19 protein-coding genes and 2 riboswitches are annotated in these 22741 nt (G+C 69.7%); of the genes, 15 read left to right on the forward strand and 4 right to left on the reverse strand.

Translation table 11 applies throughout. The features are described 5' to 3' along the window. Positions 1–7: 7 nt before the first annotated feature. A complete protein-coding gene (locus tag BJ991_RS09550; RefSeq protein ID WP_179492672.1) occupies positions 8–736 on the reverse strand; it encodes an NUDIX hydrolase in 729 nt (242 codons plus the stop codon). Between the two features lie 116 nt (positions 737–852). Between BJ991_RS09550 and BJ991_RS09555 the strand changes: the two genes are divergently transcribed. From BJ991_RS09555 to gcvP, 4 genes are all read left to right on the forward strand, one after another. Next, positions 853–2025: a MarP family serine protease gene (locus tag BJ991_RS09555; protein ID WP_179489513.1), complete on the forward strand. Its 1173-nt coding sequence runs from the start codon at positions 853–855 to the stop codon at positions 2023–2025. A 74-nt stretch (positions 2026–2099) separates the two neighbouring features. Then, positions 2100–2202: riboswitch (glycine riboswitch) on the forward strand. A gap of 1 nt (position 2203) precedes the next feature. After that, positions 2204–2307: riboswitch (glycine riboswitch) on the forward strand. Between the two features lie 49 nt (positions 2308–2356). Continuing rightward, complete coding sequence (gene gcvT, locus BJ991_RS09560) at positions 2357–3484, forward strand: glycine cleavage system aminomethyltransferase GcvT (protein WP_179489515.1); 1128 nt, start codon at positions 2357–2359, stop codon at positions 3482–3484. Then, positions 3481–3864, forward strand: coding sequence for a glycine cleavage system protein GcvH (gene gcvH, locus BJ991_RS09565; RefSeq protein ID WP_179489516.1), 384 nt, complete (start codon positions 3481–3483; stop codon positions 3862–3864). The genes gcvT and gcvH overlap by 4 nt, the downstream gene beginning before the upstream one ends. A 62-nt stretch (positions 3865–3926) precedes the next feature. After that, positions 3927–6782 (forward strand): aminomethyl-transferring glycine dehydrogenase, encoded by a 2856-nt coding sequence (gcvP, locus tag BJ991_RS09570; protein WP_218853159.1) that lies wholly within the window; start codon positions 3927–3929, stop codon positions 6780–6782. A gap of 93 nt (positions 6783–6875) precedes the next feature. Here the strand turns inward: gcvP and BJ991_RS09575 are convergent, their stop codons facing one another. After that, on the reverse strand, positions 6876–7757 hold the full coding sequence (locus tag BJ991_RS09575) for a CPBP family intramembrane glutamic endopeptidase (RefSeq protein WP_179489518.1): 882 nt from the start codon (positions 7755–7757) through the stop codon (positions 6876–6878). Positions 7758–7923: 166 nt separating this feature from the next. Between BJ991_RS09575 and BJ991_RS09580 the strand changes: the two genes are divergently transcribed. The 3 genes from BJ991_RS09580 to BJ991_RS09590 all read left to right on the forward strand — a co-directional run bounded on the left by BJ991_RS09580 (position 7924) and on the right by BJ991_RS09590 (position 12608). Next, on the forward strand, positions 7924–9756 hold the full coding sequence (locus tag BJ991_RS09580) for an ABC transporter family substrate-binding protein (protein ID WP_179489519.1): 1833 nt from the start codon (positions 7924–7926) through the stop codon (positions 9754–9756). 178 nt (positions 9757–9934) lie between these two features. Continuing rightward, positions 9935–11452 (forward strand): ABC transporter permease, encoded by a 1518-nt coding sequence (locus tag BJ991_RS09585; protein WP_179489520.1) that lies wholly within the window; start codon positions 9935–9937, stop codon positions 11450–11452. 1 nt (position 11453) lies between these two features. Continuing rightward, positions 11454–12608, forward strand: a complete 1155-nt coding sequence (locus tag BJ991_RS09590) for an ABC transporter permease (protein WP_179489521.1) — start codon at positions 11454–11456, stop codon at positions 12606–12608. A gap of 10 nt (positions 12609–12618) precedes the next feature. On the opposite strand, the gene BJ991_RS09595 is transcribed toward BJ991_RS09590, so the two are convergent. Beyond that, positions 12619–13227 carry a PH domain-containing protein gene (locus BJ991_RS09595; RefSeq protein ID WP_179489522.1) on the reverse strand — a complete coding sequence of 203 codons (609 nt, stop codon included), beginning with the start codon at positions 13225–13227 and terminating at the stop codon, positions 12619–12621. A 31-nt stretch (positions 13228–13258) separates the two neighbouring features. Here BJ991_RS09595 and BJ991_RS09600 point away from each other — a divergent pair, with 31 nt between their 5' ends. The 8 genes from BJ991_RS09600 to BJ991_RS09635 all read left to right on the forward strand — a co-directional run bounded on the left by BJ991_RS09600 (position 13259) and on the right by BJ991_RS09635 (position 21645). Beyond that, a complete protein-coding gene (locus BJ991_RS09600; RefSeq protein WP_179489524.1) occupies positions 13259–15067 on the forward strand; it encodes a dipeptide ABC transporter ATP-binding protein in 1809 nt (602 codons plus the stop codon). Positions 15068–15149: 82 nt separating this feature from the next. Beyond that, on the forward strand, positions 15150–17069 hold the full coding sequence (gene typA / locus BJ991_RS09605; RefSeq protein WP_179489526.1) for a translational GTPase TypA: 1920 nt from the start codon (positions 15150–15152) through the stop codon (positions 17067–17069). A gap of 91 nt (positions 17070–17160) precedes the next feature. Continuing rightward, positions 17161–17919, forward strand: a complete 759-nt coding sequence (locus BJ991_RS09610) for an AzlC family ABC transporter permease (protein ID WP_179489528.1) — start codon at positions 17161–17163, stop codon at positions 17917–17919. Then, the gene (locus BJ991_RS09615) at positions 17916–18230 is read left to right on the forward strand and encodes an AzlD domain-containing protein (RefSeq protein WP_179489531.1); all 315 of its coding nucleotides are present in this window, start codon (positions 17916–17918) and stop codon (positions 18228–18230) included. The genes BJ991_RS09610 and BJ991_RS09615 overlap by 4 nt, the downstream gene beginning before the upstream one ends. Before the next feature lie 40 nt (positions 18231–18270). Further along, positions 18271–18717 (forward strand): DUF6113 family protein, encoded by a 447-nt coding sequence (locus tag BJ991_RS09620; RefSeq protein ID WP_246301065.1) that lies wholly within the window; start codon positions 18271–18273, stop codon positions 18715–18717. 10 nt (positions 18718–18727) lie between these two features. Further along, on the forward strand, positions 18728–19048 hold the full coding sequence (gene fdxA, locus BJ991_RS09625) for a ferredoxin (protein WP_179489533.1): 321 nt from the start codon (positions 18728–18730) through the stop codon (positions 19046–19048). Then, positions 19048–20154 (forward strand): succinyldiaminopimelate transaminase, encoded by a 1107-nt coding sequence (gene dapC, locus BJ991_RS09630; RefSeq protein ID WP_179489535.1) that lies wholly within the window; start codon positions 19048–19050, stop codon positions 20152–20154. The genes fdxA and dapC overlap by 1 nt, the downstream gene beginning before the upstream one ends. 192 nt (positions 20155–20346) lie before the next feature. Beyond that, complete coding sequence (locus BJ991_RS09635; RefSeq protein ID WP_179489536.1) at positions 20347–21645, forward strand: citrate synthase; 1299 nt, start codon at positions 20347–20349, stop codon at positions 21643–21645. Between the two features lie 64 nt (positions 21646–21709). On the opposite strand, the gene dapD is transcribed toward BJ991_RS09635, so the two are convergent. Beyond that, positions 21710–22666, reverse strand: a complete 957-nt coding sequence (gene dapD / locus BJ991_RS09640) for a 2,3,4,5-tetrahydropyridine-2,6-dicarboxylate N-succinyltransferase (RefSeq protein WP_179489537.1) — start codon at positions 22664–22666, stop codon at positions 21710–21712. Positions 22667–22741 lie beyond the last annotated feature (75 nt).

The following is a 22741-nucleotide window of genomic DNA, read 5'->3' on the forward strand; positions in this document are numbered from 1 at the left end:
TCTCGATTCACTGGCGGGCGTCGAGCGGGCCTCGGTCGGCGAGCTCGACGTCGCGGTCGTAGCGGTACAGGCGGGCGGGACGGTGGCTTCCGGTGCGGAACGACTGGGTGGGGATGAGGGTCCCCGAGCTCTCGACCTGGCGGCGGAAGTTGGCGGGGTCGAGGCGCCGGCCGAGGATCACCTCGTACACCTCGCGCAGCTCGGCGAGCGTGAACTCGTCGGGCAGCAGGCCGTGCGCGATTCGGCTGTAGCCGACCTTGTTGCGCAGGCGCCACAGCGCGTAGTCGACGATCTGGTTGTGGTCGAAGGCGAGCTGCGGAAGGGACGCGGCGTCGAACCACGCGACGTTCTCCGGGTCTTCGGGCTGCGGAGTGCGCGTCTCGTCCTCGCGCACGAGCGCCCAGTACACGATGGAGACGACGCGCGCGGGGGAGCGGTCGACGGCTCCGAACGCGTAGAGCTGCTCGAGGTAGCTCGGCGCGAGGCCGGTGGTCTCGGCGAGCGTGCGCGACGCGGCCTCTTCGAGGCTCTCGGAGAGGCCGAGCCACCCGCCCGGGAGCGCCCACAGACCTTCGTACGGGTCGCGCGTGCGGCGCACGAGCGGCAGCACGACGGCCGGACGATCGGCGCCCTCGAGCCGGCGGGTCGTGAAGATGACGGTCGAGACGGCGACGCGCGTCACCTCGGCGACTGTGCCGGTCGCGATCGCGGCGGATGCCTCGCCGGTTCGTGTCATCATGACCATAACTCCTGCGACCGATCTTATTGTCACATTGACTTGAAGTCAAACTCCCGGCGTCCGCCGACGTCGATCGCCTACAGTGGCGACGCCGCGAGTCCCGAGGAGGCCCGATGATCGTCGTCGACGTGATCGCGGTCGCCGCCTTCATCGCGGCGCTCGCCATCGGCGTCAGCCGCGGGTTCTTCGCGACGGCCGGCACGCTGGTCGGGCTGGTCGTCGGCGCGCTCGCGGCCTACTGGCTCGTGCCTGTCGCGGGCGTCTTCCTCCCTGGCGGGGCGTGGCGGGGCATCCTCCTCGCGGGCGGCGCGATCTTCCTGGTCCTCCTCGGCGCCGCGGTCGGGACCGCGATCGGCACGGCACTCCGCAAGGGCGTCGAGCGAACAGCCCTGCGCGGGATCGATCGCGTGCTCGGCGGCGTGCTCAACGTCGTCACGACCGCCCTCGTGCTGCTCCTCGTCGGGACGACGGTGACCGCGACGGGAACGCCGCTCGTCGCATCCGCTGTCGCATCGTCGCGCGTGCTGCGCATGATCGACGCCTTCACGCCGACACCCGTCGATGCGGCGCTCGCCCAGCTCCGAGGGGCCGTCCTCGACGACGGACTGCCCCGACTCGGCGAGCTGCTTCAGCCGCAGGCGCAGCCGACAGCGCCGCCGGTCGCGCTCGACGATCCCGAGCTGCAGCGGGCCGCGGCATCCGTCGCCCGCATCAGCGGAACCGCCTCCGCGTGCGGGGTCGCGATGACCGGCTCCGGGTTCGTCGCCGCCGACGACCTCGTCGTCACCAACGCGCACGTGCTCGCCGGCGTCGACTCACCGCTCGTCGAGCTTCCGGGCGGCACTGCGCGGGAGGGCCGCGTCGTCTACTTCGACCCGGTCGACGACCTCGCGGTCATCGCGGTCGACGACCTCCCGGCCGAGCCCCTCGCGATCGTCGAGACGATCGGTCCCGGCGCGCCCGCCGTCGTCCAGGGCTACCCGCTGGGCGGGCCGCTCACGAGCACGAGCGCTCACGTGCTGTCGGTCGGCGCGGTCCCCGTGCCCGACATCTACGGCGAATCCGCCGCGCTCCGCGAGATCTACTCGCTTCAGTCTGACGTGCAGCCGGGCAACTCCGGCGGACCGCTGCTCACCGGCGACGGCGAGGTCGCGGGGGTCGTGTTCGCACGCGGAGACGTCGGACAGGGACTGGGCTACGCGATGACGCCCGTCGAGCTCGCGCCCGCGCTGGCCGCGGCATCCGCCGACAGCCCGACCACCTCGACGGGAGCCTGCACGCGCTGACCGGCCGCCGTGTCCGGCTGGCTCGCCGGGAGCGGGACGGATATGCTTGGCCCCGCAACTGAAGACCAGGCCGCATGACGACTGCGGGAGAGCCCCGACCACGCCGAGCGTGGGGACGGGCACCGAAGGAGCAAGCCTCCCCGCCAATCTCTCAGGTCCGTGTACCGCATCCGTCCGGCCGCTCTGGAGAGTGGTGCAGCCGCACCCGCCGAAGGAGAAAGCCCCCCTTGACTTCATTCGTCGAGGCGGTGGCGAAGCTCTCAGGTCGAAGACAGAGGGGGAGTTCCGCGGATGCCGCCCGGCATCCACCCGCCCGACCACGGGAGAACTCATGACCCAGCTGCGCACGACCCCGTTGCATGACCGACATGAGGCGCTCGGCGCCTCGTTCACGGACTTCGGCGGATGGCTCATGCCCGTCCGCTACACGTCCGACCTCGCCGAGCACCACGCCGTCCGCAACGCCGCAGGCCTATTCGACATCTCGCACATGGCCGAGATCGAGGTGCACGGCCCGGATGCCGCGGCCTTCCTCGACTTCGCCGTGTCCGGGCGCATGTCGGCGCTCGCGGTCGACCAGGCGAAGTACACGCTCCTGCTCGACCCGTCCGGCGGGATCATCGACGACCTCATCGTGTACCGCGCGGCGGACGACGGCTACATGGTCGTCGCGAACGCGGGAAACCGCGACGCGGCCGTCGCGGCCCTCACCGAGCGCGCCGAGGAGTTCGACGTCGTCGTCGACGACTGCACCGACCACATCGCGCTCATCGCCGTCCAGGGCCCGGCGTCGCAGGCGATCCTCGAGGCGACGTCCGAGATCCAGGTCGGCGACCACACGCCGCTGTCGGACGTGAAGTACTACCGGCGCACGCACGCCGACTTCGTCCGCGGCGGCGAGTCCGTGCCGATGCACCTCGCACGCACGGGCTACACGGGCGAGGACGGCTTCGAGCTGTTCATCCGCGCGAACGCGGTCGGCCCCCTGTGGGACGCGGTCCTGGCCGCCGGAGAGCCGTTCGGGCTCGTTCCGGCCGGGCTCGCGGCGCGGGACACGCTCCGTCTCGAAGCCGGCATGCCCCTGTACGGGCACGAGCTATCGCGCGACACCGTGCCCTCGCAGGTCGGCCTCGCGCGCACCGTCGCCGCCGACAAGGAGGACTTCGTCGGGCGCACCGCGATCGAGACCGTGGTCGCCACCGACGCCCCCGTGCTCGTCGGGCTCGTCGCCGAAGGGCGCCGCGCCGGCCGCGCGGGCTACCCCGTCCTCGACGCCGACGGCAACCCCGTCGGCGAGATCACCAGCGGCGCGCTGAGCCCGACCCTGGGGCATCCGATCGCCATGGCCTTCGTCTCACCGCACGCGAGCGCCCTCGACACCCCTCTCTTCATCGACGTGCGCGGAAGCCGCATCCCGGCCACCGTCAGCACCCTGCCCTTCTACCGGAGGAACAAATGACCGATCTCGACACCCTCAAGTACACCGCCGAGCACGAGTGGATCGCCGTCGACGGCGACGTCGCCACCATCGGCATCACCGATTACGCCGCCGACAAGCTGGGCGACGTCGTCTACGTGGACCTGCCCGCGGCGGGCTCCGCCGTCACGGGCGGTGCCGTGTGCGGTGAGATCGAGTCGACGAAGTCCGTCGGCGAACTCTACGCGCCCGTTTCGGGTGAGATCGTCGAGGTCAACGACGCCGCCGTCGACGACCCGTCGATCGTCAACGCCGACCCGTTCGGCGACGGCTGGCTCGTCAAGCTGCGCGTCGACCCGGCGGGCCTCGACGGCCTGCTCGACCGCGCAGCCTACGTCGCGCTGACCGAGGGCGACAAGTGACGTCCGCACAGCGCCGCTTCGCGGACCGCCATATAGGAACGGATGCCGCGGCTCAGCGCACCATGCTCGACGCGCTCGGCTACGACAGCGTCGATCACCTGGTGCGGGCCGCCGTCCCGGCGTCGATCCATTCGACGCCGCGCACCACGACCGACATCCCCCGCGCCGCGACCGAGGCCGAGGCGCTCGCCGAGCTGCGCGGCCTCGCGTCGATGAACCGCGTCGCCCGCCCGATGATCGGACTCGGGCTCTACGACACGTTCACACCGTCGGTGATCGCGCGCAACGTGCTCGAGAACCCGTCGTGGTACACGGCGTACACGCCGTATCAGCCCGAGATCTCGCAGGGGCGGCTCGAAGCGCTCATCAACTTCCAGACGATGGTCTCAGACCTCACCGGGCTCGACACCGCGAACGCGTCCATGCTCGACGAGTCGACCGCCGTCGTCGAGGGCATGCTGCTGGCCCGGCGGGCCTCGAAGTCGGCGTCGAACGTGTTCGCCGTCGACGCCGACGCGCTGCCGCAGACGAAGGCGCTCCTGCGCACGCGCGCGGGCGCGGTCGGCATCGCGCTCGTCGAGGTCGACTTCGCCAATGGCGGCGTGCTCCCCGTCGAGGCGGACGGCGAGCAGGTCGAGCCTTTCGGGGTGCTCCTGCAGTACCCCGGCGCCTCCGGACGCGTGTGGGACCCTTCGGGGGTCATCGACGCGGTGCACGTGTCCGGCGGTCTCGCGATCGTCGCGGCGGACCTCCTCGCACTCACCCTGCTGCGCTCGCCCGGCTCGCTCGGCGCGGACGTCGCCGTCGGCACGACGCAGCGCTTCGGCGTGCCGCTCGGGTTCGGCGGCCCTCACGCCGGTTACATGGCCGTGCGCCAGGGCCTGGAGCGACAGCTTCCCGGGCGACTCGTCGGAGTCTCGCAGGACGCGGAGGGGCATCCGGCGTATCGCCTGGCCCTGCAGACCCGCGAGCAGCACATCCGTCGCGAGAAGGCGACCTCCAACATCTGCACGTCGCAGGTGCTGCTCGCGGTCATGGCCTCGATGTACGCGGTGTACCACGGCCCCGAGGGCCTCCGCGCGATCGCGACCGACGTCGCGAAGAAGGCGGAGGCGCTCGCCGGACGCCTGCGCGAGTACGGCCTCTCGCTCGTGTCGGACTCGTTCTTCGACACGATCCGCGTCGTGACCCCCGGCCCGTCCAAGCGCGTGATCGACCGGGCGCGCTCACGGGGCTACCAACTGTTCTGGGCGGATGACGCGACCGTCGGCGTCTCGGTCGACGAGACCACCACGGCCGACGACCTCGCCGCCGTCGCGTGGGCGTTCGGGCTGCCCGACGTCGAGTTCGACGGCGGGGGCGAGGAAGGGCAGCGGGCCGTCCCGTTCGATGACGCGGTGCCGCTCGCCGGCGCGCCCGAGGTGCTGCGACGTGAAGACGAGTACCTCACGCATCCGGTGTTCCACACGCACCGCAGCGAGACCGCGATGATGCGGTACCTCAGGACGCTGTCGGACCGCGACTACGCCCTCGACCGCGGCATGATCCCGCTCGGCTCGTGCACGATGAAGCTCAACGCGGCCACCGAGATGGCCGCCGTGTCGTGGCCGGAGTTCTCGCGCGTGCACCCCTTCGCGCCCGAGGCCGACGTGCGCGGCTACCTCGCGATGATCGAGCAGCTGGAGACGTGGCTCGCGGAGGTCACCGGGTACGACGCCGTGTCGCTGCAGCCGAACGCCGGCTCGCAGGGCGAGCTCGCGGGGCTCCTCGCGATCCGCGGATACCACGACGCGAACGGCGAGTCCGAGCGGCGGGTGTGCCTCATCCCGTCGTCGGCGCACGGCACGAACGCCGCCTCGGCGGTGCTCGCGGGGCTCCGCGTCGTCGTCGTCGCGTGCGACGACCAGGGCAACGTCGACCTCGACGACCTGCGCGGGAAGGTGGAGGAGCACCGCGACGAGCTCGCGGCGCTCATGATCACGTACCCGTCGACGCACGGCGTCTACGAGCTCGACGTGCTCGAGATCACGAGCGCCGTGCACGACGCCGGCGGGCAGGTCTATGTCGACGGCGCGAACCTGAACGCGCTGCTGGGCTACTCCCGCTTCGGAGACCTCGGCGGCGACGTATCGCACCTCAACCTGCACAAGACGTTCGCGATCCCGCACGGCGGCGGCGGACCGGGCGTGGGCCCCGTCGCGGCCAAGGCGCACCTCGCGCCCTACCTGCCGGGGCATCCGTTCTCGCAGCGCAAGGACCATGCGGGCGGAGTCTTCCAGGGGGGCCCGGTGTCTGCCGCACCGCACGGCTCGGCGGGGATCCTCCCGATCTCGTGGGCGTACGTCCGCATGATGGGAACCGAGGGGCTGACGGATGCCACGGCCGCCGCGGTCCTCGCCGCGAACTACCTCGCGGCGCGCCTGCGCGATCACTTCCCGGTGCTGTACACCGGTGACAACGGGCTCGTCGCCCACGAGTGCATCCTCGACCTGCGACCGCTCAAGGAGCAGACCGGCGTCACGGTCGACGACGTCGCGAAGCGGCTCATCGACTACGGCTTCCACGCGCCGACGATGTCGTTCCCCGTCGCCGGCACGCTCATGGTCGAGCCGACCGAATCTGAGGACCTCGGCGAGCTCGAGCGGTTCGTGGAGGCGATGATCGCCATCAAGAACGAGGCGCTCGCGGTCGCGGCGGGGGAGTGGCCGAAGGACGACAACCCCCTGGTTAACGCCCCGCACACGGCCGCGTCGATCGCGGCGGACGAGTGGACGCATCCATACTCGCGCGAGCGCGCGGTCTTCCCGGTGCCCTCGCTCGTCCGGGGCAAGTACTGGCCGCCGGTACGGCGCATCGACCAGGCGTGGGGCGACCGCAACCTCGTGTGCGCGTGCCCGCCGATCGAGGCGTTCGCCTGACGCGGGGCCGCGGGCGCGGCATCCGGTTCCGTCGTCGCCGACAGCCCCGTTCAGGCGACTCGCCGACGCGTGACGGATGCCGCGCCCCCGCGCTCAGGCCGCGGGAGTCGACGTCGTGGTCGGCGTCGGCGTGGGTGTCGGCGTCGGCAGCGGGCCGAACACGTCCGGCCAGAGTCCCGCTGCGATCGGGTACCCGACGAACGCGACGGTGTCGATGATCGTGTGCGCGATCACGAGGGGCATCACGCGGCCCCAGCGGCGGTAGCACCAGCCGAAGAGGACGCCCATCGCGAAGTTGCCGACGACCGCGCCGGGGCCCTGGTACGCGTGGTACGCGCCGCGGATCGCGGCCGAGGTGAGGATGATCGGCCACCACGACCATCCGAGGCGCCGCAGCCGGTCGAAGAGGTAGCCGTTGAAGATGACCTCCTCGACGAGGCCGGCTCGCACGGCGGCCAGGATGAGGACGGGCACGGTGTACCACGCGGCGTCGAGCGGCGACGCGCTCACCTGCAGGGTGATGTTGAGCGCGCGGCCGGCGGCGTAGAGCGCGATCCCCGGCACGCCGATCACGGCGGCGAGCAGGAGGGCGCGCGCGACGTCACCCCCGAACCGGCGGAAGTCGAGGCCGATGCGCCGCAGCGCGTTGCTTCCCGGCTCCCACAGCAGGTAAACCACGAGCGCGACGACGGCGAGCGAGAAGAAGACGTCGAGCAGCTGGTAGAGGAGGTCCCAGAACGCCGTGGCGTCGCGCGTCGGGTTCAGCTGCGTCGCACGGTCGCCGAGGCCCTCGCCGGCCGTCAGCGCGTCGATCGTCGTGCGGATGAGCGAGAGCACCGAGTAGAGCGCCGAGCGCCCCACCGTGACCGCCAGGACGAGCCACACCTCCCACGTGAGCCGCGCCCGCTCATACCGCGAAAGGGGGCCTCCGGCAGTGGTTTCCCTCACAATGTCGGGGCGTTCGGGCGGGCTCATCTTGTCAGATTGCCACACTGCGAACGCGCCGAGTTAAGGCTCTGTAACGTTTTCGCGGATTGTTTTGACCATCTCACCTTGCGTGCTTATCGTTTTCCCATCCAGCGCCCCCGCATGGCCCCGCCTACGCGTGTGCGCTCAACCCTGCACAGGAGGAACAGTGAGAATGAAGCGCATTTCGGCTGCGGTGGCACTCACCGCCGTCGGCGCACTTGCGATCTCGGGCTGCGCCGCCGGTGGCGGCGACAACGGTGACGACTCCGGTCTCATCGAGGGCTCGTCGATCACCGCTGCGTGGAACCAGGCGTTCTACTCGTACAACGGCAACACGTCGTTCGGCAACGCGACCGCCAACAACAACATCACGTATCTGACGCTCGACGGCTTCAACTACTACAACAACACGCCTGAGCTCGTTCAGAACACGTCGTTCGGCACGTACGAGATGGTCAGCGAAGACCCGCTGACGATCAAGTACACGGTCAACGAGGACGTCAAGTGGTCCGACGGCACGCCGGTCGACGCCGCCGACCTCATGCTCGACTGGGCCGCCCTCTCGCGCGCACTGGACACCCCGGACTTCGACCCGGCCGAGTTCACCGACCCTGAGACCGGTGAGTTCACCGACGCCTTCCCGACCGACGTCGTCTACTTCGACTCCGGCGCCACCGCCGACGCGGGCCTCGGTCTCGTGACGCAGACGCCCGAGATCGGCGACGATGGCCGCTCGATCACGATGACCTACGACCAGCCGTACGTCGACTGGGAGCTCTCCTTCCCGTCGCCGCTTCCGGCTCACGTCGTGGCCAAGAACGCCCTCGGCATCGAGGACAACGAAGAGGCCAAGCAGGCCATCCTCGACGCGATCGAGAACGAGGACGACGCCGCTCTGGCGCCGATCTCGGCCTTCTGGAACGCGGGCTTCAACTTCACCGAGCTGCCCGACGACCCCGAGCTCTACCTCGCGACCGGTCCGTACATGATCAGCGACTTCGTGGCCGATCAGTACATCACGCTGGTCGCGAACCCCGAGTACGCGGGTGACAACCAGCCCACGATCGAAGAGATCACGATCCGCTTCATCCCCGACCCGCTGGCCGCGGTGCAGGCGCTCGAGAACGGTGAGGTCGACGTCATCTCGCCCCAGGCGACCGCCGACATCAAGACCGCGCTCGACGGCCTCGAGGGCATCACGGTCGTGACCGGCGTCGAGGGCACGTACGAGCACGTCGACCTCCAGTTCAACAACGGTCGAAACCCCGAGAACATCTTCTCGAACCCGCAGGTCCGTGAGGCGTTCCTCAAGACGATCCCGCGTCAGGAGATCCTCGACACTCTCATCAGGCCGATCGCCGGCGACGACGCGCTCCTGCGCTCCTCGCAGATCTTCGTGCCGGGTGCCGATGGCTACGACGAGTCGGTCGCCGCGAACGGCTCCGAGGCGTTCGCCGAGGTCGACATCGAGGGCGCCAAGCAGCTCCTCGCCGAGTCGGGCGTGACCAACACCGAGGTCTGCCTCCTCTACGCATCGAACAACCCGCGCCGTGTCAACGAGTTCGCCCTGATCCAGGCTTCGGCCGCTCAGGCCGGCTTCAACGTGACCGACTGCGGTTCGGAGCAGTGGGGTGGCCTCCTGGGCACGCCGGGTGCTTACGACGCATCGCTCTTCGGCTGGCAGTCGACGAGCCTCGCCGTCACGAGCTCGGGCCCGACCTTCCAGACGGGTGGCATCAACAACCTCACGTTCTACTCGAACCCTGAGGTTGACGAGCTGATCGCCCAGCTGAACGTCGAGTTCGACGTTGACGCCCAGATCGACATCCAGAAGCAGATCGATGCTCTGCTCTGGGGCGACTTCTACGGCGTCACCATCTTCCAGTTCCCGGGCGTCACCGCCTTCAGCGACCGTGTGGAGGGCATCGACCCGTCGATCCTCGCTCCCACGATCTTCTGGAACGCGTGGGACTGGTCCGTGACCGACGGCGGCTCGGAGGAGTAATCACCGAACGCGGCTCAGCCGAGCCCCGGCTCGGCTGAGCCAGGTGGGGTGCAGGTTTCCCTCAGGGGAAGCCTGCACCCCACACGTTAGAATCCTCCCGGTGGCAGAGGGCTGAGGGCCGGCAATCCCGGGTACCCCGCCACTCTCGCCGACTCACGGATTGGTAGGCGGCCACACCATGGCTTCATTCATCATCCGGCGACTGATCGCGTCCATCTTCGTGCTCTTCGCCGCGACATTTCTCATGTACCTGCTCACGGCCTACTCCGGCGACCCGCTGGAGGACCTCCGTCAGAGCAACGCTCCGAACAAGGCCGAGCTCATGGAAGCTCGGACCAAGCTCCTCAACCTCGACGTCCCGCCGCCGCTGCGTTACTTCCTGTGGCTCGGTGGCCTGTTCCGCGGCGACTTCGGCATCAGCATCCAGGGGCAGCCGGTCAACGCGCTGCTCGGGAACGCGATCACCGCGACCCTGACGCTCGTCACGACGGCGACCATCGTCGCGATCGTGCTCGGCATCACCGTCGGTATCGTCTCCGCCCTTCGTCAGTACACGGGCTTCGACTACACGGTGACGCTCATCTCGTTCCTGTTCTTCTCGCTGCCGATCTTCTGGGTCGCGGTGCTGCTCAAGCAGTACGGCGCGATCCAGCTCAACAACTGGCTCGGCGATCCGGTGATCGCGATACCCGTCATCATCGTGGTCTCGCTGATCGCGGGCCTGATCTGGATGTCCCTCATCGGCGGCAAGTGGCGCCGTCGGCTCATCGTGTTCGGCACCGCCGCCGTCGCGACCGCGGCCGTGATGGCCTTCCTCTCGGCGACCCGCTGGTTCGCCGACCCGAGCATCGGGATCGTCGTCTTCTCAGCACTGGCGCTGGGTACGGCCGTCGGCGTGACGGCGATCTCGACGGGTCTGCGCAACCGCAAGGCGCTGTACGCGTCGCTGATCGTCGCGGTTCTCGGCATCGCCCTGTACTTCCCGATGATCAACTACATCCTCAACGGGATGACGCTGTGGTTCTTCGTGGTCCTCGCGGTGCTCGCGGTCATCGTGAGCGGTGCGATCGGGTGGTTCATGGGAGCGCCCGACCGTGCGCCCGTGGTCCGCACGACCGCGATCGTGGGCTTCCTCGTCGCGGGGTTCACCGCGCTCGACAAGTACATGTCGTACTGGGAGGCGTATGCCAACTCGAGCCGTGTGCGCGGTCGTCCCATCGCGACGGTGGGCGCCTCGACACCCGGCCTCGGCGGCAACTTCTGGGTGCAGGGCATCGACCTGTACACGCACCTGCTGCTGCCGACGATCGCGATCATCCTCATCTCGTTCGCCAGCTACACGCGCTACTCGCGCGCGAGCCTGCTCGAGGTGATGAACCAGGACTACATCCGCACCGCGCGGGCGAAGGGACTCACGCAGCGCACGGTCATCGTGCGTCACGCCTTCCGCAACGCCCTCATCCCGATCACGACGATCATCGCGTTCGATGTCGGCGCGATCGTCGGCGGCGCGGTGATCACCGAGACCGTGTTCGGCTGGACCGGCATGGGACGCCTGTTCGTCACGGCGCTCGGTGCGCACGATCCGAATCCGGTCATGGCCTTCTTCGTGGTCACGGGCACGCTCGCGGTCGTCTTCAACCTGATCGCGGACCTCGTGTATGCGGCGCTCGACCCGAGAATCAAGGTGGCCTGACATGAACACCACAGTCACTGAACAAGAGGCGCTCGACACTCAGGCGCTCTCCGAGATCACGATCGAGCAGAAGGAGACCGAGGGTCTCAGCCAGGGCCAGATCGTCCGCCGGCGCTTCTTCCGGCACCGCGCGGCGCTCATCTCGATGATCGTCCTCGGCTTCATCATCGTGCTGGCGTTCACGTCCGTCGGCGTGAGCCTGTGGGGTCTGCGGATCCCCGGGTGGTGGCAGTACTCCTGGACCGAGATCCCCACGAAGGTCAACAACGGCGTGCCCACGATGAGCCTGTGGCCGCTGCAGTTCGGCGACCACCCGTTCGGGCAGGACGAGGTCGGGCGCGACATCTTCGCGGTCGTCATGCGCGGCACGCAGCAGTCGATCATGGTGATGGTCATCGCGGGTGTCGTCGCGACGGTGATCGGCGTCGTGATCGGCGCGCTCGCCGGCTACTACCGCAAGTGGACCGACTCGGTGCTCATGCGCTTCACCGACATCATCATCACGATCCCGCTCATCGTGATCGGCTCGGTGCTGGGAAACACCTTCGGCAACCTCGGTGCCGCGGTGCTGGGCGTCGTGATCGGACTGTTCGCGTGGACCACGATGGCGCGTCTCGTGCGCGGCGAGTTCCTCACGCTCCGCGAGCGCGAGTTCGTCGACGCGGCCCGTGTGTCGGGTGCGCGCGACCGGCGCATTATCTTCCGCCACATCCTCCCGAACGCCGTCGGCGTCATCGTCGTCAACGCGACGCTGCTCATGGCGGGTGCGATCCTGCTCGAGTCGGCGCTGAGCTTCCTCGGCTTCGGCGTGCAGGCGCCCGACACGTCACTGGGCAAGATCGTCTCCGACAACCAGGCGGCGTTCTCGACGCGGCCGTGGCTGTTCTGGTGGCCGGGCATCTTCATCATCGTCATCGCCCTGTGCATCAACTTCATCGGCGACGGTCTGCGCGACGCGTTCGACCCGCGCCAGAAGAAGATGCCGAGCGAGCGGGCGATGGCACGCACCGCGCGCGCGAAGAAGCCGATCTCGGCGACGGCGATCGATGAGGCTGCTCTGACGACCTCCGATGCCCCCGATATCCGGGACATCGCACAGGCGACGGACAACAGCCCGGTCGATCCGGACGACGCGGCGCGCGGCCCGGAGCGCTGACGTGACGCTGCTAGACCAGCAGGCCGATCACCGTCGCGCCGGCGAGGACAGCGATCACCGCGATCGTCGCCCAATGCCACGTGACGGCGGAAGCCTCGGGGTCGGCGCCGCTCGCGAACGCTCCCGCGTCGCGCAGGCGCTCCCAGTGCCCGCGGATCACCTGGGCGAGATTGCCGCTCGGGGTGCTGATCGCGTCGCTGGGGCGAAGGCTGCCATGCTCGCCCAGGGCCGACTGGCCTACGCCGTCGAAATCCTTGCTCGCAAGGCCGAGTGTGCGGTGGCGCCCGGGAGCGGGCGTCGCCCACACTCGCACGGATGCGCCGCCGGTGCGGAGCGTGAGCGAGTAGCGGGTGTCGATCGCGGTGATGTTCGGCCATGGCACGAAGTGCGTGCGGAACACGTTGACGACAGTGATGCCGTGCTCCTGCACCCGCAGGCTCGGTCGCCAGAACAGCGCCCAGGCCACGACGGCGACGAGCAGGATCGGCCAGCTGTAGCGCAGAGCCGCGGCAGGGTCCTCCCACAGCAGGAGGACCACCCCCGCGGCGCACACGACGATGGTCACCACGGCGAGGACGCGGCCGAGCACCGGCCGGTAGAACACCTCCTGAAACGGCATGACCTCAAGCTTTCCAGATGGGATACAACGAATGACTGACACCACGGGCATCGACGCCGAGATCGCGGCGTCGCACAAGGCCCTGCCCGAGACGATCCTCGAGGTCCAGCGCCTCGGCGTCGACTTCTGGGTGGAGGGACAGTTCTACCCCGCGGCGGTCGACATGAACTACGTCGTGCGGCGTGGCGAGGTGCTCGCGATCGTGGGCGAGTCGGGTTCCGGCAAGAGCACGAGCTCGATGGCCCTGCTCGGGCTGCTGCCCGAGAACTCGCGCGTGACCGGCTCGATCAAGCTGCTCGAGCGCGAGCTGCGCGGCGTGGACGATGCGACGCTGCGTGCGCTGCGCGGCAACGAGATCGCCGTGATCTTCCAGGAGCCCATGACGGCTCTCAACCCGGTCTACACGATCGGGTTCCAGATCGTGGAGTCGCTTCGCTCGCACGACCGCAGTATCGCTCCGTCGGCCGCGAAGGAGCGGGCGATCGAGCTGCTGCGCCTGGTCGAGATGCCGAACCCGGAGCAGTCGTTCCACAAATACCCGCACCAGCTGTCGGGCGGTCAGCGCCAGCGTGCCATGATCGCGCAGTCGATCTCGTGCGATCCGCTCCTGCTCATCGCCGACGAGCCGACGACCGCTCTCGACGTGACCGTCCAGGCCGAGATCCTCGACCTGCTGCGCGACCTGCACAAGCGCCTCGACTCGGCGATCATCCTCATCACCCACGACATGGGCGTGGTCGCCGACCTCGCCGACCGCATCATGGTGATGAAGAACGGCATCGTGGTCGAGCAGGGCACGGTCCACGAGATCTTCAACGCGCCTCAGCACCCGTACACGCAGCAGCTGCTCGCGTCGGTGCCGCACCTCGGCCTCGGCGTCATCGAGGAGGCGTCCGACGCCGCCCTCGGCGTCGTCGAGACCGATGACGCGGTTGTGCCGGCGATCGCGGCGATCCGCGAGCGCGCGACCGAGGTCGCCGAAGAGATCATCGAGACGCGCGAGCCGGTGCTGTCGTTCCAGGACGTCGCGATCGACTACCCCAAGCGCGGGCGCATCCCCGCGTTCCGCGCCGCCGAGCACATCGATCTCGACATCTTCCCGGGTGAGATCGTGGGTCTCGTGGGCGAGTCGGGCTCGGGCAAGACGACGCTCGGCCGCGCGGCGATCGGCCTGCTGCCGATCGCGGAGGGCAAGCTCATCTCGGTCGGCACCGACATCTCGAAGGCGACGCAGAAGGACCTGTTCGCGATCCGCCGCAGGACGGGCATCGTGTTCCAGGACCCGGCCTCGTCGCTGAACCCCCGCATGCCGATCGGCCAGTCCATCGGAGAGCCGATCCTGCTGTCGGGCGAGGCGAAGGGCAAGGCGCTCGACCGTCGCGTCGAGGAGCTGCTGAACCAGGTCGAGCTTCCGTCGTCGTACCGCAACCGCTTCCCGCACGAGCTGTCGGGCGGTCAGCGTCAGCGCGTCGGCATCGCGCGCGCTCTCGCCCTCGCACCCGAGCTGCTCGTGGCAGACGAGCCGACCTCGGCGCTGGACGTGTCGGTGCAGGCACGGTTCCTCGAGCTGCTCCAGGAGCTCCAGGCGCAGCTGCAGTTCGCGTGCCTCTTCATCAGCCACGACCTCGCGGTCGTCGACATCCTCGCGCACCGCATCGCGGTGATGCACCACGGCAAGCTGGTGGAGACGGGTACGCGCGACGAGATCCTGCGCGGGGCGACAGACCCCTACACGCAGCGCCTCATCGCTGCGGTTCCGGTTCCCGATCCCGACGCGCAGCGGGATCGCCGCGAGGCGCGCGCCCTGCTTCTGCAGCGCGGCGCCGACCCGGAAAGCTGACGCTCAGGAGCGCCCGATAGACTGGGGGATGCCGGATTCCCGGCGTCCCCCAGTCTTTTCACTTTCTCCTCAAGGATCCTCTATGGCGCGCGCCTTCCGTCCGGACCTCCGCAACGTCGCGATCGTCGCGCATGTCGACCACGGCAAGACCACCCTGGTCGACGCGATGCTGCGCCAGACGGGCTCGTTCGGCGAGCACGCCCACGTCGAGGAGCGGGCGATGGACTCGAACGACCTCGAGCGCGAGAAGGGCATCACGATCCTCGCCAAGAACACGGCGATCACGTACAACGGCGCGCACACCGACGAGCCCGTGACCATCAACGTCATCGACACCCCCGGCCACGCCGACTTCGGCGGCGAGGTGGAGCGCGGTCTGTCGATGGTCGACGGCGTCGTGCTGCTCGTCGACGCGAGCGAGGGGCCCCTGCCGCAGACGCGCTTCGTGCTGCGCAAGGCGCTCGAGGCGAAGCTCCCGGTGATCCTCCTCGTCAACAAGACCGACCGTCCCGACGCGCGCATCGCCGAGGTCGAGGAGGAGGCGCACGACCTGCTGCTCAGCCTCGCATCCGACCTCCACGACGACGTGCCCGACCTCGACGTCGACGCGCTCCTGGACGTGCCGGTCGTGTACGCGAGCGGTCGTGTGGGTGCGGCGTCGCGCAACCGACCCGCCAACGGCGAGCTTCCCGACAACTCCGACCTCGAGCCGCTCTTCGAGGCGATCCTCGAGCACGTGCCCGCGCCGTCCTACGACGACGAGGCGCCGCTGCAGGCGTGGGTCACGAACCTCGACTCGAGCCCGTTCCTGGGCCGTCTCGCGCTGCTGCGCGTCTTCAACGGCACTCTCAAGAAGGGGCAGACCGTCGCGTGGGTGCGTCACGACGGCACACACTCGAACGCCCGCATCACCGAGCTGCTGAAGACCCGCGCGCTCGAGCGCTACCCCGCGGAGTCCGCGGGGCCCGGCGACATCGTCGCGATCGCGGGCATCGACGAGATCACGATCGGCGAGACCATCGCCGATCCCGAGGACGTACGTGCGCTGCCCGCCATCTCGGTCGACGACCCGGCCATCTCGATGACGGTCGGCACGAACACCTCGCCGCTCGCGGGCAAGGTGAAGGGCCACAAGCTCACGGGTCGCATGGTCAAGGACCGCCTCGACCGCGAGCTCATCGGCAACGTGTCGCTCAAAGTCGTCGATGTCGGGCGTCCGGATGCGTGGGAGGTGCAGGGCCGCGGCGAGCTCGCGCTGGCGATCCTCGTCGAGAACATGCGCCGCGAGGGCTTCGAGCTGACGGTGGGCAAGCCGCAGGTGGTCACGCGCAAGGGTCCGAGCGGTCAGGTCCAGGAGCCTTTCGAGCACCTCACGATCGACGCGCCCGAGGAGCACCTCGGCGCGATCACGCAGCTCATGGCGGCGCGCAAGGGCCGCATGGAGTCGATGGTCAACCATGGCACCGGATGGGTGCGGATGGAATTCATCGTGCCGTCGCGCGGTCTCATCGGCTTCCGCACCGAGTTCCTGTCGGTGACGCGCGGCACGGGAATCGCGAACGCGATCTCGGCCGGCTACGACGACTGGGCGGGCCACATCCTCGCGCGCGCGACCGGCTCGATCGTCGCCGACCGCGCCGGTGTCGCGACGCCGTTCGCGATGATGGCGCTGCAGGAGCGCATGAGCTTCTTCGTGCAGCCCACCGACGAGGTGTACGAGGGCATGGTCGTCGGCGAGAACACGCGCTCGGAAGACATGGACGTCAACATCACCAAGGAGAAGAAGCTCACCAACATGCGGTCCTCGACCGCCGATGAGCTCGAGAAGCTCACGCCCCCGCGTCAGCTCTCGCTCGAGGAGTGCCTCGAGTTCGCGCGCGAGGACGAGTGCGTAGAGGTGACGCCGGAGACGGTGCGCATCCGCAAGGTGGTCCTCGACCAGACCGAGCGCGCTCGCGCCGCGAGCCGGCTCAAGCGCCAGGACGCCGCCGCGAGCGCCTGAGGCCGCCGACCGGTCCGACCGGTCCGGCCGGTCCACCGATCCCGGATCGGCTCGCCCTGGCACGTCGGCCGTGGTCGGTACCATCGAGCGAGTGAGTTCAGCGCCCGACTTCGATGATGCGGATGCCGTCACCGAGGCGCGTGCCGCGTGGCGTCAGGCCCTCGGCGTTGCGATCGCCACGAGCGCGTACGGCATCTCGTTCGGCGCGCTCGCCGTGGCATCCGGTCTCGACGTGTGGCAGACGTGCGTGCTGAGCCTGCTGATGTTCACGGGCGGCTCGCAGTTCGCGTTCGCGGGCGTCATCGGCGCCGGGGGAGTGGCGGCCGCGCCGGCGGCCATCGCGTCGGCCTCGCTCCTGGGCATCCGCAACATCGCGTACGGCATGCGCATGTCGCCCGTGATCGGTCCGGGGTTCTGGCGCCGGGCGGCAGCCGCGCAGTTCACGATCGACGAGTCCACGGCGGTGTCCCTCGCGCAGCGCACGCACCGCGCGCGCCTTGTGGGCTTCTGGGTGACGGGCATCGGCATCTACGTCGGCTGGAACCTCTCCACGCTCGCGGGTGCGCTGCTGGGCGACGTGCTCGGGGATCCCCGCGCGTACGGCCTCGACGCGGCCGCCGCTGCGGCGTTCCTCGCGCTCCTGTGGCCTCGCCTGCGCCGCCTGCAGCCGATCGCCGTCGGCGCCGCGGCGGCCGTCGTCGCCGCGATCCTCACGCCCGTGCTCATGCCGGGGCTCCCGGTTCTCGTCGCGGCGGTCGTCGCCGTCGCGGTCGGCTGGTTCAACTGGCTGGGCTCCGACGACGTGCCGGCAGAGCCCGCCGACGTCGCCGAGCGAGAGGGACTGCCGTGACCCTGTGGACTGCGACGCTCGTCGCCGCGATCATCTGCGTCGCGCTCAAGACGCTCGGCTACCTCGTGCCGCCGCGCGTGCTCGAGGCACCCCGCGCCGCGCGCATCTCGGATCTGCTGACCGTCGCTCTGCTGGCCGCGCTCGTCGCGGTGCAGACGCTCGGCGCCGGCCAGGCGATCGTCGTCGACGCGCGCATCCCGGCCGTCCTCGTCGCAGCGGGCCTGTTGATGCTGCGGGCGCCGTTCCTGGTCGTGGTGGCGGGCGCCGCGCTCGTGGCCGCGCTGCTGCGGCTGTGGGGCTGGGCGGCCTGACGCGGGGCCGCGGACCGCAGGGATCTAGACTTGCCCGGTGATGTTCTCGTGGTCCCGCGTCGGCACGTGGATCGTCGCGTTCGTCGCGGGCGCCGTCTACGGGGTCGCCGGCACCATCGCGCACGCCTACACGCTCGCGTGGTTCCCGCTGGGGCTGATTCTCGCGCTCATCGGCTCGGGGGCGCTGCTCGCCGCCGTGCGGCTCCTCACGTCCGACCGCTGGGCGGCGCTCGGCACGGGCCTCGGGCTCATGGTCGCGACGCTCGTCTTCTCAGGGGCGGGGCCGGGCGGCTCCGTCGTGGTGCCGCAGACGAGCCTCGGCGTCGTGTGGACGATCTCCGTTCCGCTGCTGGTGGCGCTGGTGGTGGCGTGGCCCGAGCACCTGCCGCGCATGACGACGACGGCTCAAGACGAGGGCGAAGACACGGATGCCGCGACTCCCGCGCGAACGGCGGGCGAGGCATCCGCAGCCGACCGCTCGGCCTAGACTGGGTGCCGTGACTTATGTGATCGCCCTCCCGTGCGTGGACGTCAAGGACCGCGCCTGCATCGACGAGTGTCCGGTCGACTGCATCTACGAGGGCGAACGCAGCCTCTACATCCACCCCGACGAGTGCGTCGACTGCGGCGCGTGCGAGCCAGTGTGCCCCGTCGAGGCGATCTACTACGAAGACGACCTTCCCGATGAGTGGCAGGACTACTACAAGGCGAACGTCGAGTTCTTCGACGACATCGGCTCACCCGGCGGCGCAGCCAAGGTGGGCGTGATCCACAAGGACCACCCGATCATCGCCGCCCTTCCGCCGCAGGCTCCCTGATGGGGGTCGCCGACCTCGCGGAGTACCCGTGGGACTCGGTCGCGCCCTACGCCGCCCGCGCCCGCGCACACCCCGACGGGATGGTCGACCTGTCGGTCGGCTCGCCCGTCGACCCGACGCCGCCCGTCATCGCCGAGGCGCTCGCGCGGGCGACGGACGCCCACGCGTACCCGCAGACCGTCGGCACTCCAGCCCTTCGTGAGGCCATCGCCGCGTGGTACGCGCGCCGCCGAGGCGTCACGGCGCTCGGCGCCGAGAACGTCCTCCCGACGATCGGGTCGAAGGAGCTCGTCGCGCTGCTGCCCCTCCTGCTCGGGCTCGGCCCCGGCGACGTCGTCGTGCACCCGCGCGCCGCCTACCCGACGTACGAGGTGGGGGCCAAGCTCGTCGGCGCGACGCCGGTCGCCGCCGACGACCCGGCCGAGTGGCCGGTCGACGCGAAGCTCGTCTGGATCAACTCGCCCGGCAATCCCGACGGGCGCGTCCTCGACGCGGCGGCGCTGCGCGCCGCGGCCGACCGGGCGCGCGAGATCGGGGCGGTCCTGGCATCCGACGAGTGCTACGCCGAGCTCGGCTGGGACGCGCCGTGGGATCGCGAGCCCATCCCGTCGGTGCTCGACCCCCGAGCGTCGGGAGGGAGCCTCGGCGGCCTGCTGTCGGTGTACTCGCTCAGCAAGCAGTCGAATCTCGCCGGCTACCGCGCGGCCTTCGTCGCGGGCGACGCCGACCTCGTCGCGCGACTGCTCACGGCGCGCAAGCACCTGGGCCTCATGCTGCCGGCACCCGTGCAGGCGGCGATGGCGGCGGCGCTCGCCGACGACGCGCACGTCGAGGAGCAGAAGGCGCTGTATCGTCGCCGGCGCGACGTGCTGCGGCCGGCGGTCGAGGCGGCGGGATTCCGCGTCGACCACAGCGAGGCGGGACTCTACGTGTGGGCGACCGAGGGCCGCGACGGGTGGGACAGCCTCGGAAGGCTTGCCGACCTGGGCATCCTGGCCGGTCCGGGGCACTTCTACGGTGCTCACTTCCCCGAGCACGTGCGGTTCTCGCTCACCGCGACGGATGAGCGCATCGACGAGGCTGCGGACCGCCTGCGGCGCGCGTGACGCGTCGCATTCGTCGGAATCCTCCATCGAACGGGTGCAGGGGTTGGCTGTGTCCGCACTACGCCCGGTGGCCAGATAGGCTGTAGGGGCGCGGTGGCGAGCATCTCTCCGCCCCGTCACGGTTCGCGGAACCCCGCCTCCCGGCGTGACCCGCACCACCCCCCGGTACGACTCACAACGCGAGGAGGCTCCGTGAACGACGCGGTCACTCAGCCGGTCAAGGCGATTCTGACCATCGGTGAACGAACGGCCGAATTCCCCGTGCTGCACGGCACCGACGGCGTCCCCAGCGTCGACATCTCGACCTTCACGCGGCAGACCGGCCACACGGCGCTGGACTACGGGTTCGTCAACACCGCCGCGACGACGTCGGCGATCACCTACATCGACGGCGACAAGGGAATCCTCCGCTATCGCGGCTACCCCATCGAGCAGCTCGCGCAGAACAGCACCTACCTCGAGGTCGCTTGGCTGCTGCTTTACGGAGAGCTGCCGACTCCTGACGAGCTCGCGGCCTTCGACGACCGCATCCGCCGCCACACGCTTCTGCACGAAGACCTCAAGCGCTTCTTCTCGGCGCTGCCGCACACGGCACATCCGATGTCGGTGCTGTCGTCGGCCGTGTCGGCGCTGTCGACCTACTACGAGCGCGAGTCCGACCCCGCCAACCCCGAGTTCGTCGAGCTCAACACGATCCGCATGCTCGCCAAGCTGCCCGTGATCGCGGCGTACGCGCACAAGAAGAGCATCGGCCAGGCGTTCCTGTACCCCGACAATTCGCTGGGCTTCGTCGACAACTTCCTCAAGCTCAACTTCGGCGTGCTCAGCGAGCCTTATGAGGTGAACCCGGTCATGTCGCGCGCGCTCGAGCGCCTCCTCATCCTCCACGAGGACCACGAGCAGAACGCGTCGACCTCGACCGTGCGCCTGGTCGGCTCGACCGGCGCCAACCAGTTCTCGTCGATCTCGGCCGGCATCAACGCCCTCTACGGTCCGCTCCACGGCGGTGCGAACGAGGCGGTGCTCGACATGCTCGCCCGCATCCGCGAGTCGGGCGAGTCGGTGCAGCGCTTCGTCGAGCGCGTCAAGAACAAGGAGGACGGCGTCAAGCTCATGGGCTTCGGCCACCGGGTCTACAAGAACTACGACCCGCGCGCGAAGCTCGTGAAGGAGTCGGCCGACGAGGTGCTGCGCGAGCTCGGAGTGCACGACCCGCTGCTCGACCTCGCGAAAGAGCTTGAGGAGATCGCCCTCGAGGACGACTACTTCAAGGAGCGCCGCCTCTACCCGAACGTCGACTTCTACACCGGCGTCATCTACAAGGCGATGGGCTTCCCCACCCGCATGTTCACGGTGCTGTTCGCCATCGGCCGCCTTCCCGGCTGGCTCGCGCAGTGGCGCGAGGCCGTCAACGACCCGCACTCGAAGATCGGCCGCCCGCAGCAGCTCTACGTGGGCTCGCCCGAGCGCAATTACCCGGGCACAGCCTGAGGCTCGAGACGAGCGAGCGCGGATGCCGCGGCATCCGCCCCCATCTCCGCGCTCGCGACCCGCGTCAGGCGTGCAGCGCCTCGTTGAGCGTCACGCCGACGCCCTCGCGCCGCACCGCCTCGACGGCGCCCGTGAGCGAGTTGCGGCGGAACAGCAGCCCGTCGCGCCCCGACAGCTCGACGGCCTTCACCGACGGCAGGGCGCCGTCGGCGGTGCGCGGATCGTCGGGGAGCACGACCTTCGTGCCGGCCGTCACGTAGAGGCCGGCCTCGACGACGCAGTCGTGGCCGAGCGAGATGCCGATGCCCGCGTTCGCGCCGAGGAGCGTGCGCGCGCCGACCGAGATCCTGTGGGCGCCGCCGCCCGAGAGCGTGCCCATGATGGACGCGCCGCCGCCGATGTCGCTCCCGTCGCCGACCACGACGCCCTGCGAGACGCGTCCCTCGACCATGGAGGCGCCCAGGGTGCCGGCGTTGAAGTTCACGAAGCCCTCGTGCATGACGGTCGTGCCGGGGGAGAGGTATGCGCCGAGGCGCACGCGCGAGGCATCCGCGATCCGCACCCCCGGCGGCGTGACGTAGTCGAGCAGCCTCGGGAACTTGTCGAGCCCCTGAACCTGGATGCCGTCCCGCTGCAGGAACGGACGCAGGCGCGTCGCGTCGTCGGGGTGCATGGGTCCCGCGTTGGTCCACGCGACGCTCGGCAGGTGACCGAAGATCCCGTCCAGGTTCACCTCGTTCGGGCGTACGAGCCGGTGGGAGAGCGCGTGCAGGCGCAGGTACGCGTCCGGCGTCGAGGCGGGCGCCTCGTCGAGGTCGATCTCGACCGTGACGATGTCGACCGTGACGCCGCGGCGCGGGTCGGGAACGGCGTGGCGCTCGAGGTCCTCCGGCGGCATGGCGGGGTCGTAGCCGAGCGGGAGGCGGCCGAACTTCGGCTCGGGGTACCACGTGTCGAGAATGGTCCCGTTCTCGGAGCTCGTCGCGAGTCCGATCGCCCACACCCACCGCGAATCAGTCATGTCCTCAACGGTAGCGCGGTCCGTCGGATGCGCCGGTGGCTGGGTGCCGCCAGGCGGATCATGCGGGCGGGTCGA

The sequence above is a fragment of the Microbacterium immunditiarum genome (assembly GCF_013409785.1).
GTDB classification, from domain to species: Bacteria; Actinomycetota; Actinomycetes; order Actinomycetales; family Microbacteriaceae; genus Microbacterium; species Microbacterium immunditiarum.

Bases quoted from the DNA above. Each gene is read 5' to 3' on its own strand.
- BJ991_RS09550 (WP_179492672.1), bottom strand. From the start codon at position 736: ATGACACGAACCGGCGAGGCATCCGCCGCGATCGCGACCGGCACAGTC.
- BJ991_RS09555 (WP_179489513.1), top strand. From the start codon at position 853: ATGATCGTCGTCGACGTGATCGCGGTCGCCGCCTTCATCGCGGCGCTC.
- gcvT (WP_179489515.1), top strand. From the start codon at position 2,357: ATGACCCAGCTGCGCACGACCCCGTTGCATGACCGACATGAGGCGCTC.
- gcvH (WP_179489516.1), top strand. From the start codon at position 3,481: ATGACCGATCTCGACACCCTCAAGTACACCGCCGAGCACGAGTGGATC.
- gcvP (WP_218853159.1), top strand. From the start codon at position 3,927: ATGCTCGACGCGCTCGGCTACGACAGCGTCGATCACCTGGTGCGGGCC.
- BJ991_RS09575 (WP_179489518.1), bottom strand. From the start codon at position 7,757: ATGAGCCCGCCCGAACGCCCCGACATTGTGAGGGAAACCACTGCCGGA.
- BJ991_RS09580 (WP_179489519.1), top strand. From the start codon at position 7,924: ATGAAGCGCATTTCGGCTGCGGTGGCACTCACCGCCGTCGGCGCACTT.
- BJ991_RS09585 (WP_179489520.1), top strand. From the start codon at position 9,935: ATGGCTTCATTCATCATCCGGCGACTGATCGCGTCCATCTTCGTGCTC.
- BJ991_RS09590 (WP_179489521.1), top strand. From the start codon at position 11,454: ATGAACACCACAGTCACTGAACAAGAGGCGCTCGACACTCAGGCGCTC.
- BJ991_RS09595 (WP_179489522.1), bottom strand. From the start codon at position 13,227: ATGCCGTTTCAGGAGGTGTTCTACCGGCCGGTGCTCGGCCGCGTCCTC.
- BJ991_RS09600 (WP_179489524.1), top strand. From the start codon at position 13,259: ATGACTGACACCACGGGCATCGACGCCGAGATCGCGGCGTCGCACAAG.
- typA (WP_179489526.1), top strand. From the start codon at position 15,150: ATGGCGCGCGCCTTCCGTCCGGACCTCCGCAACGTCGCGATCGTCGCG.
- BJ991_RS09620 (WP_246301065.1), top strand. From the start codon at position 18,271: ATGTTCTCGTGGTCCCGCGTCGGCACGTGGATCGTCGCGTTCGTCGCG.
- dapC (WP_179489535.1), top strand. From the start codon at position 19,048: ATGGGGGTCGCCGACCTCGCGGAGTACCCGTGGGACTCGGTCGCGCCC.
- dapD (WP_179489537.1), bottom strand. From the start codon at position 22,666: ATGACTGATTCGCGGTGGGTGTGGGCGATCGGACTCGCGACGAGCTCC.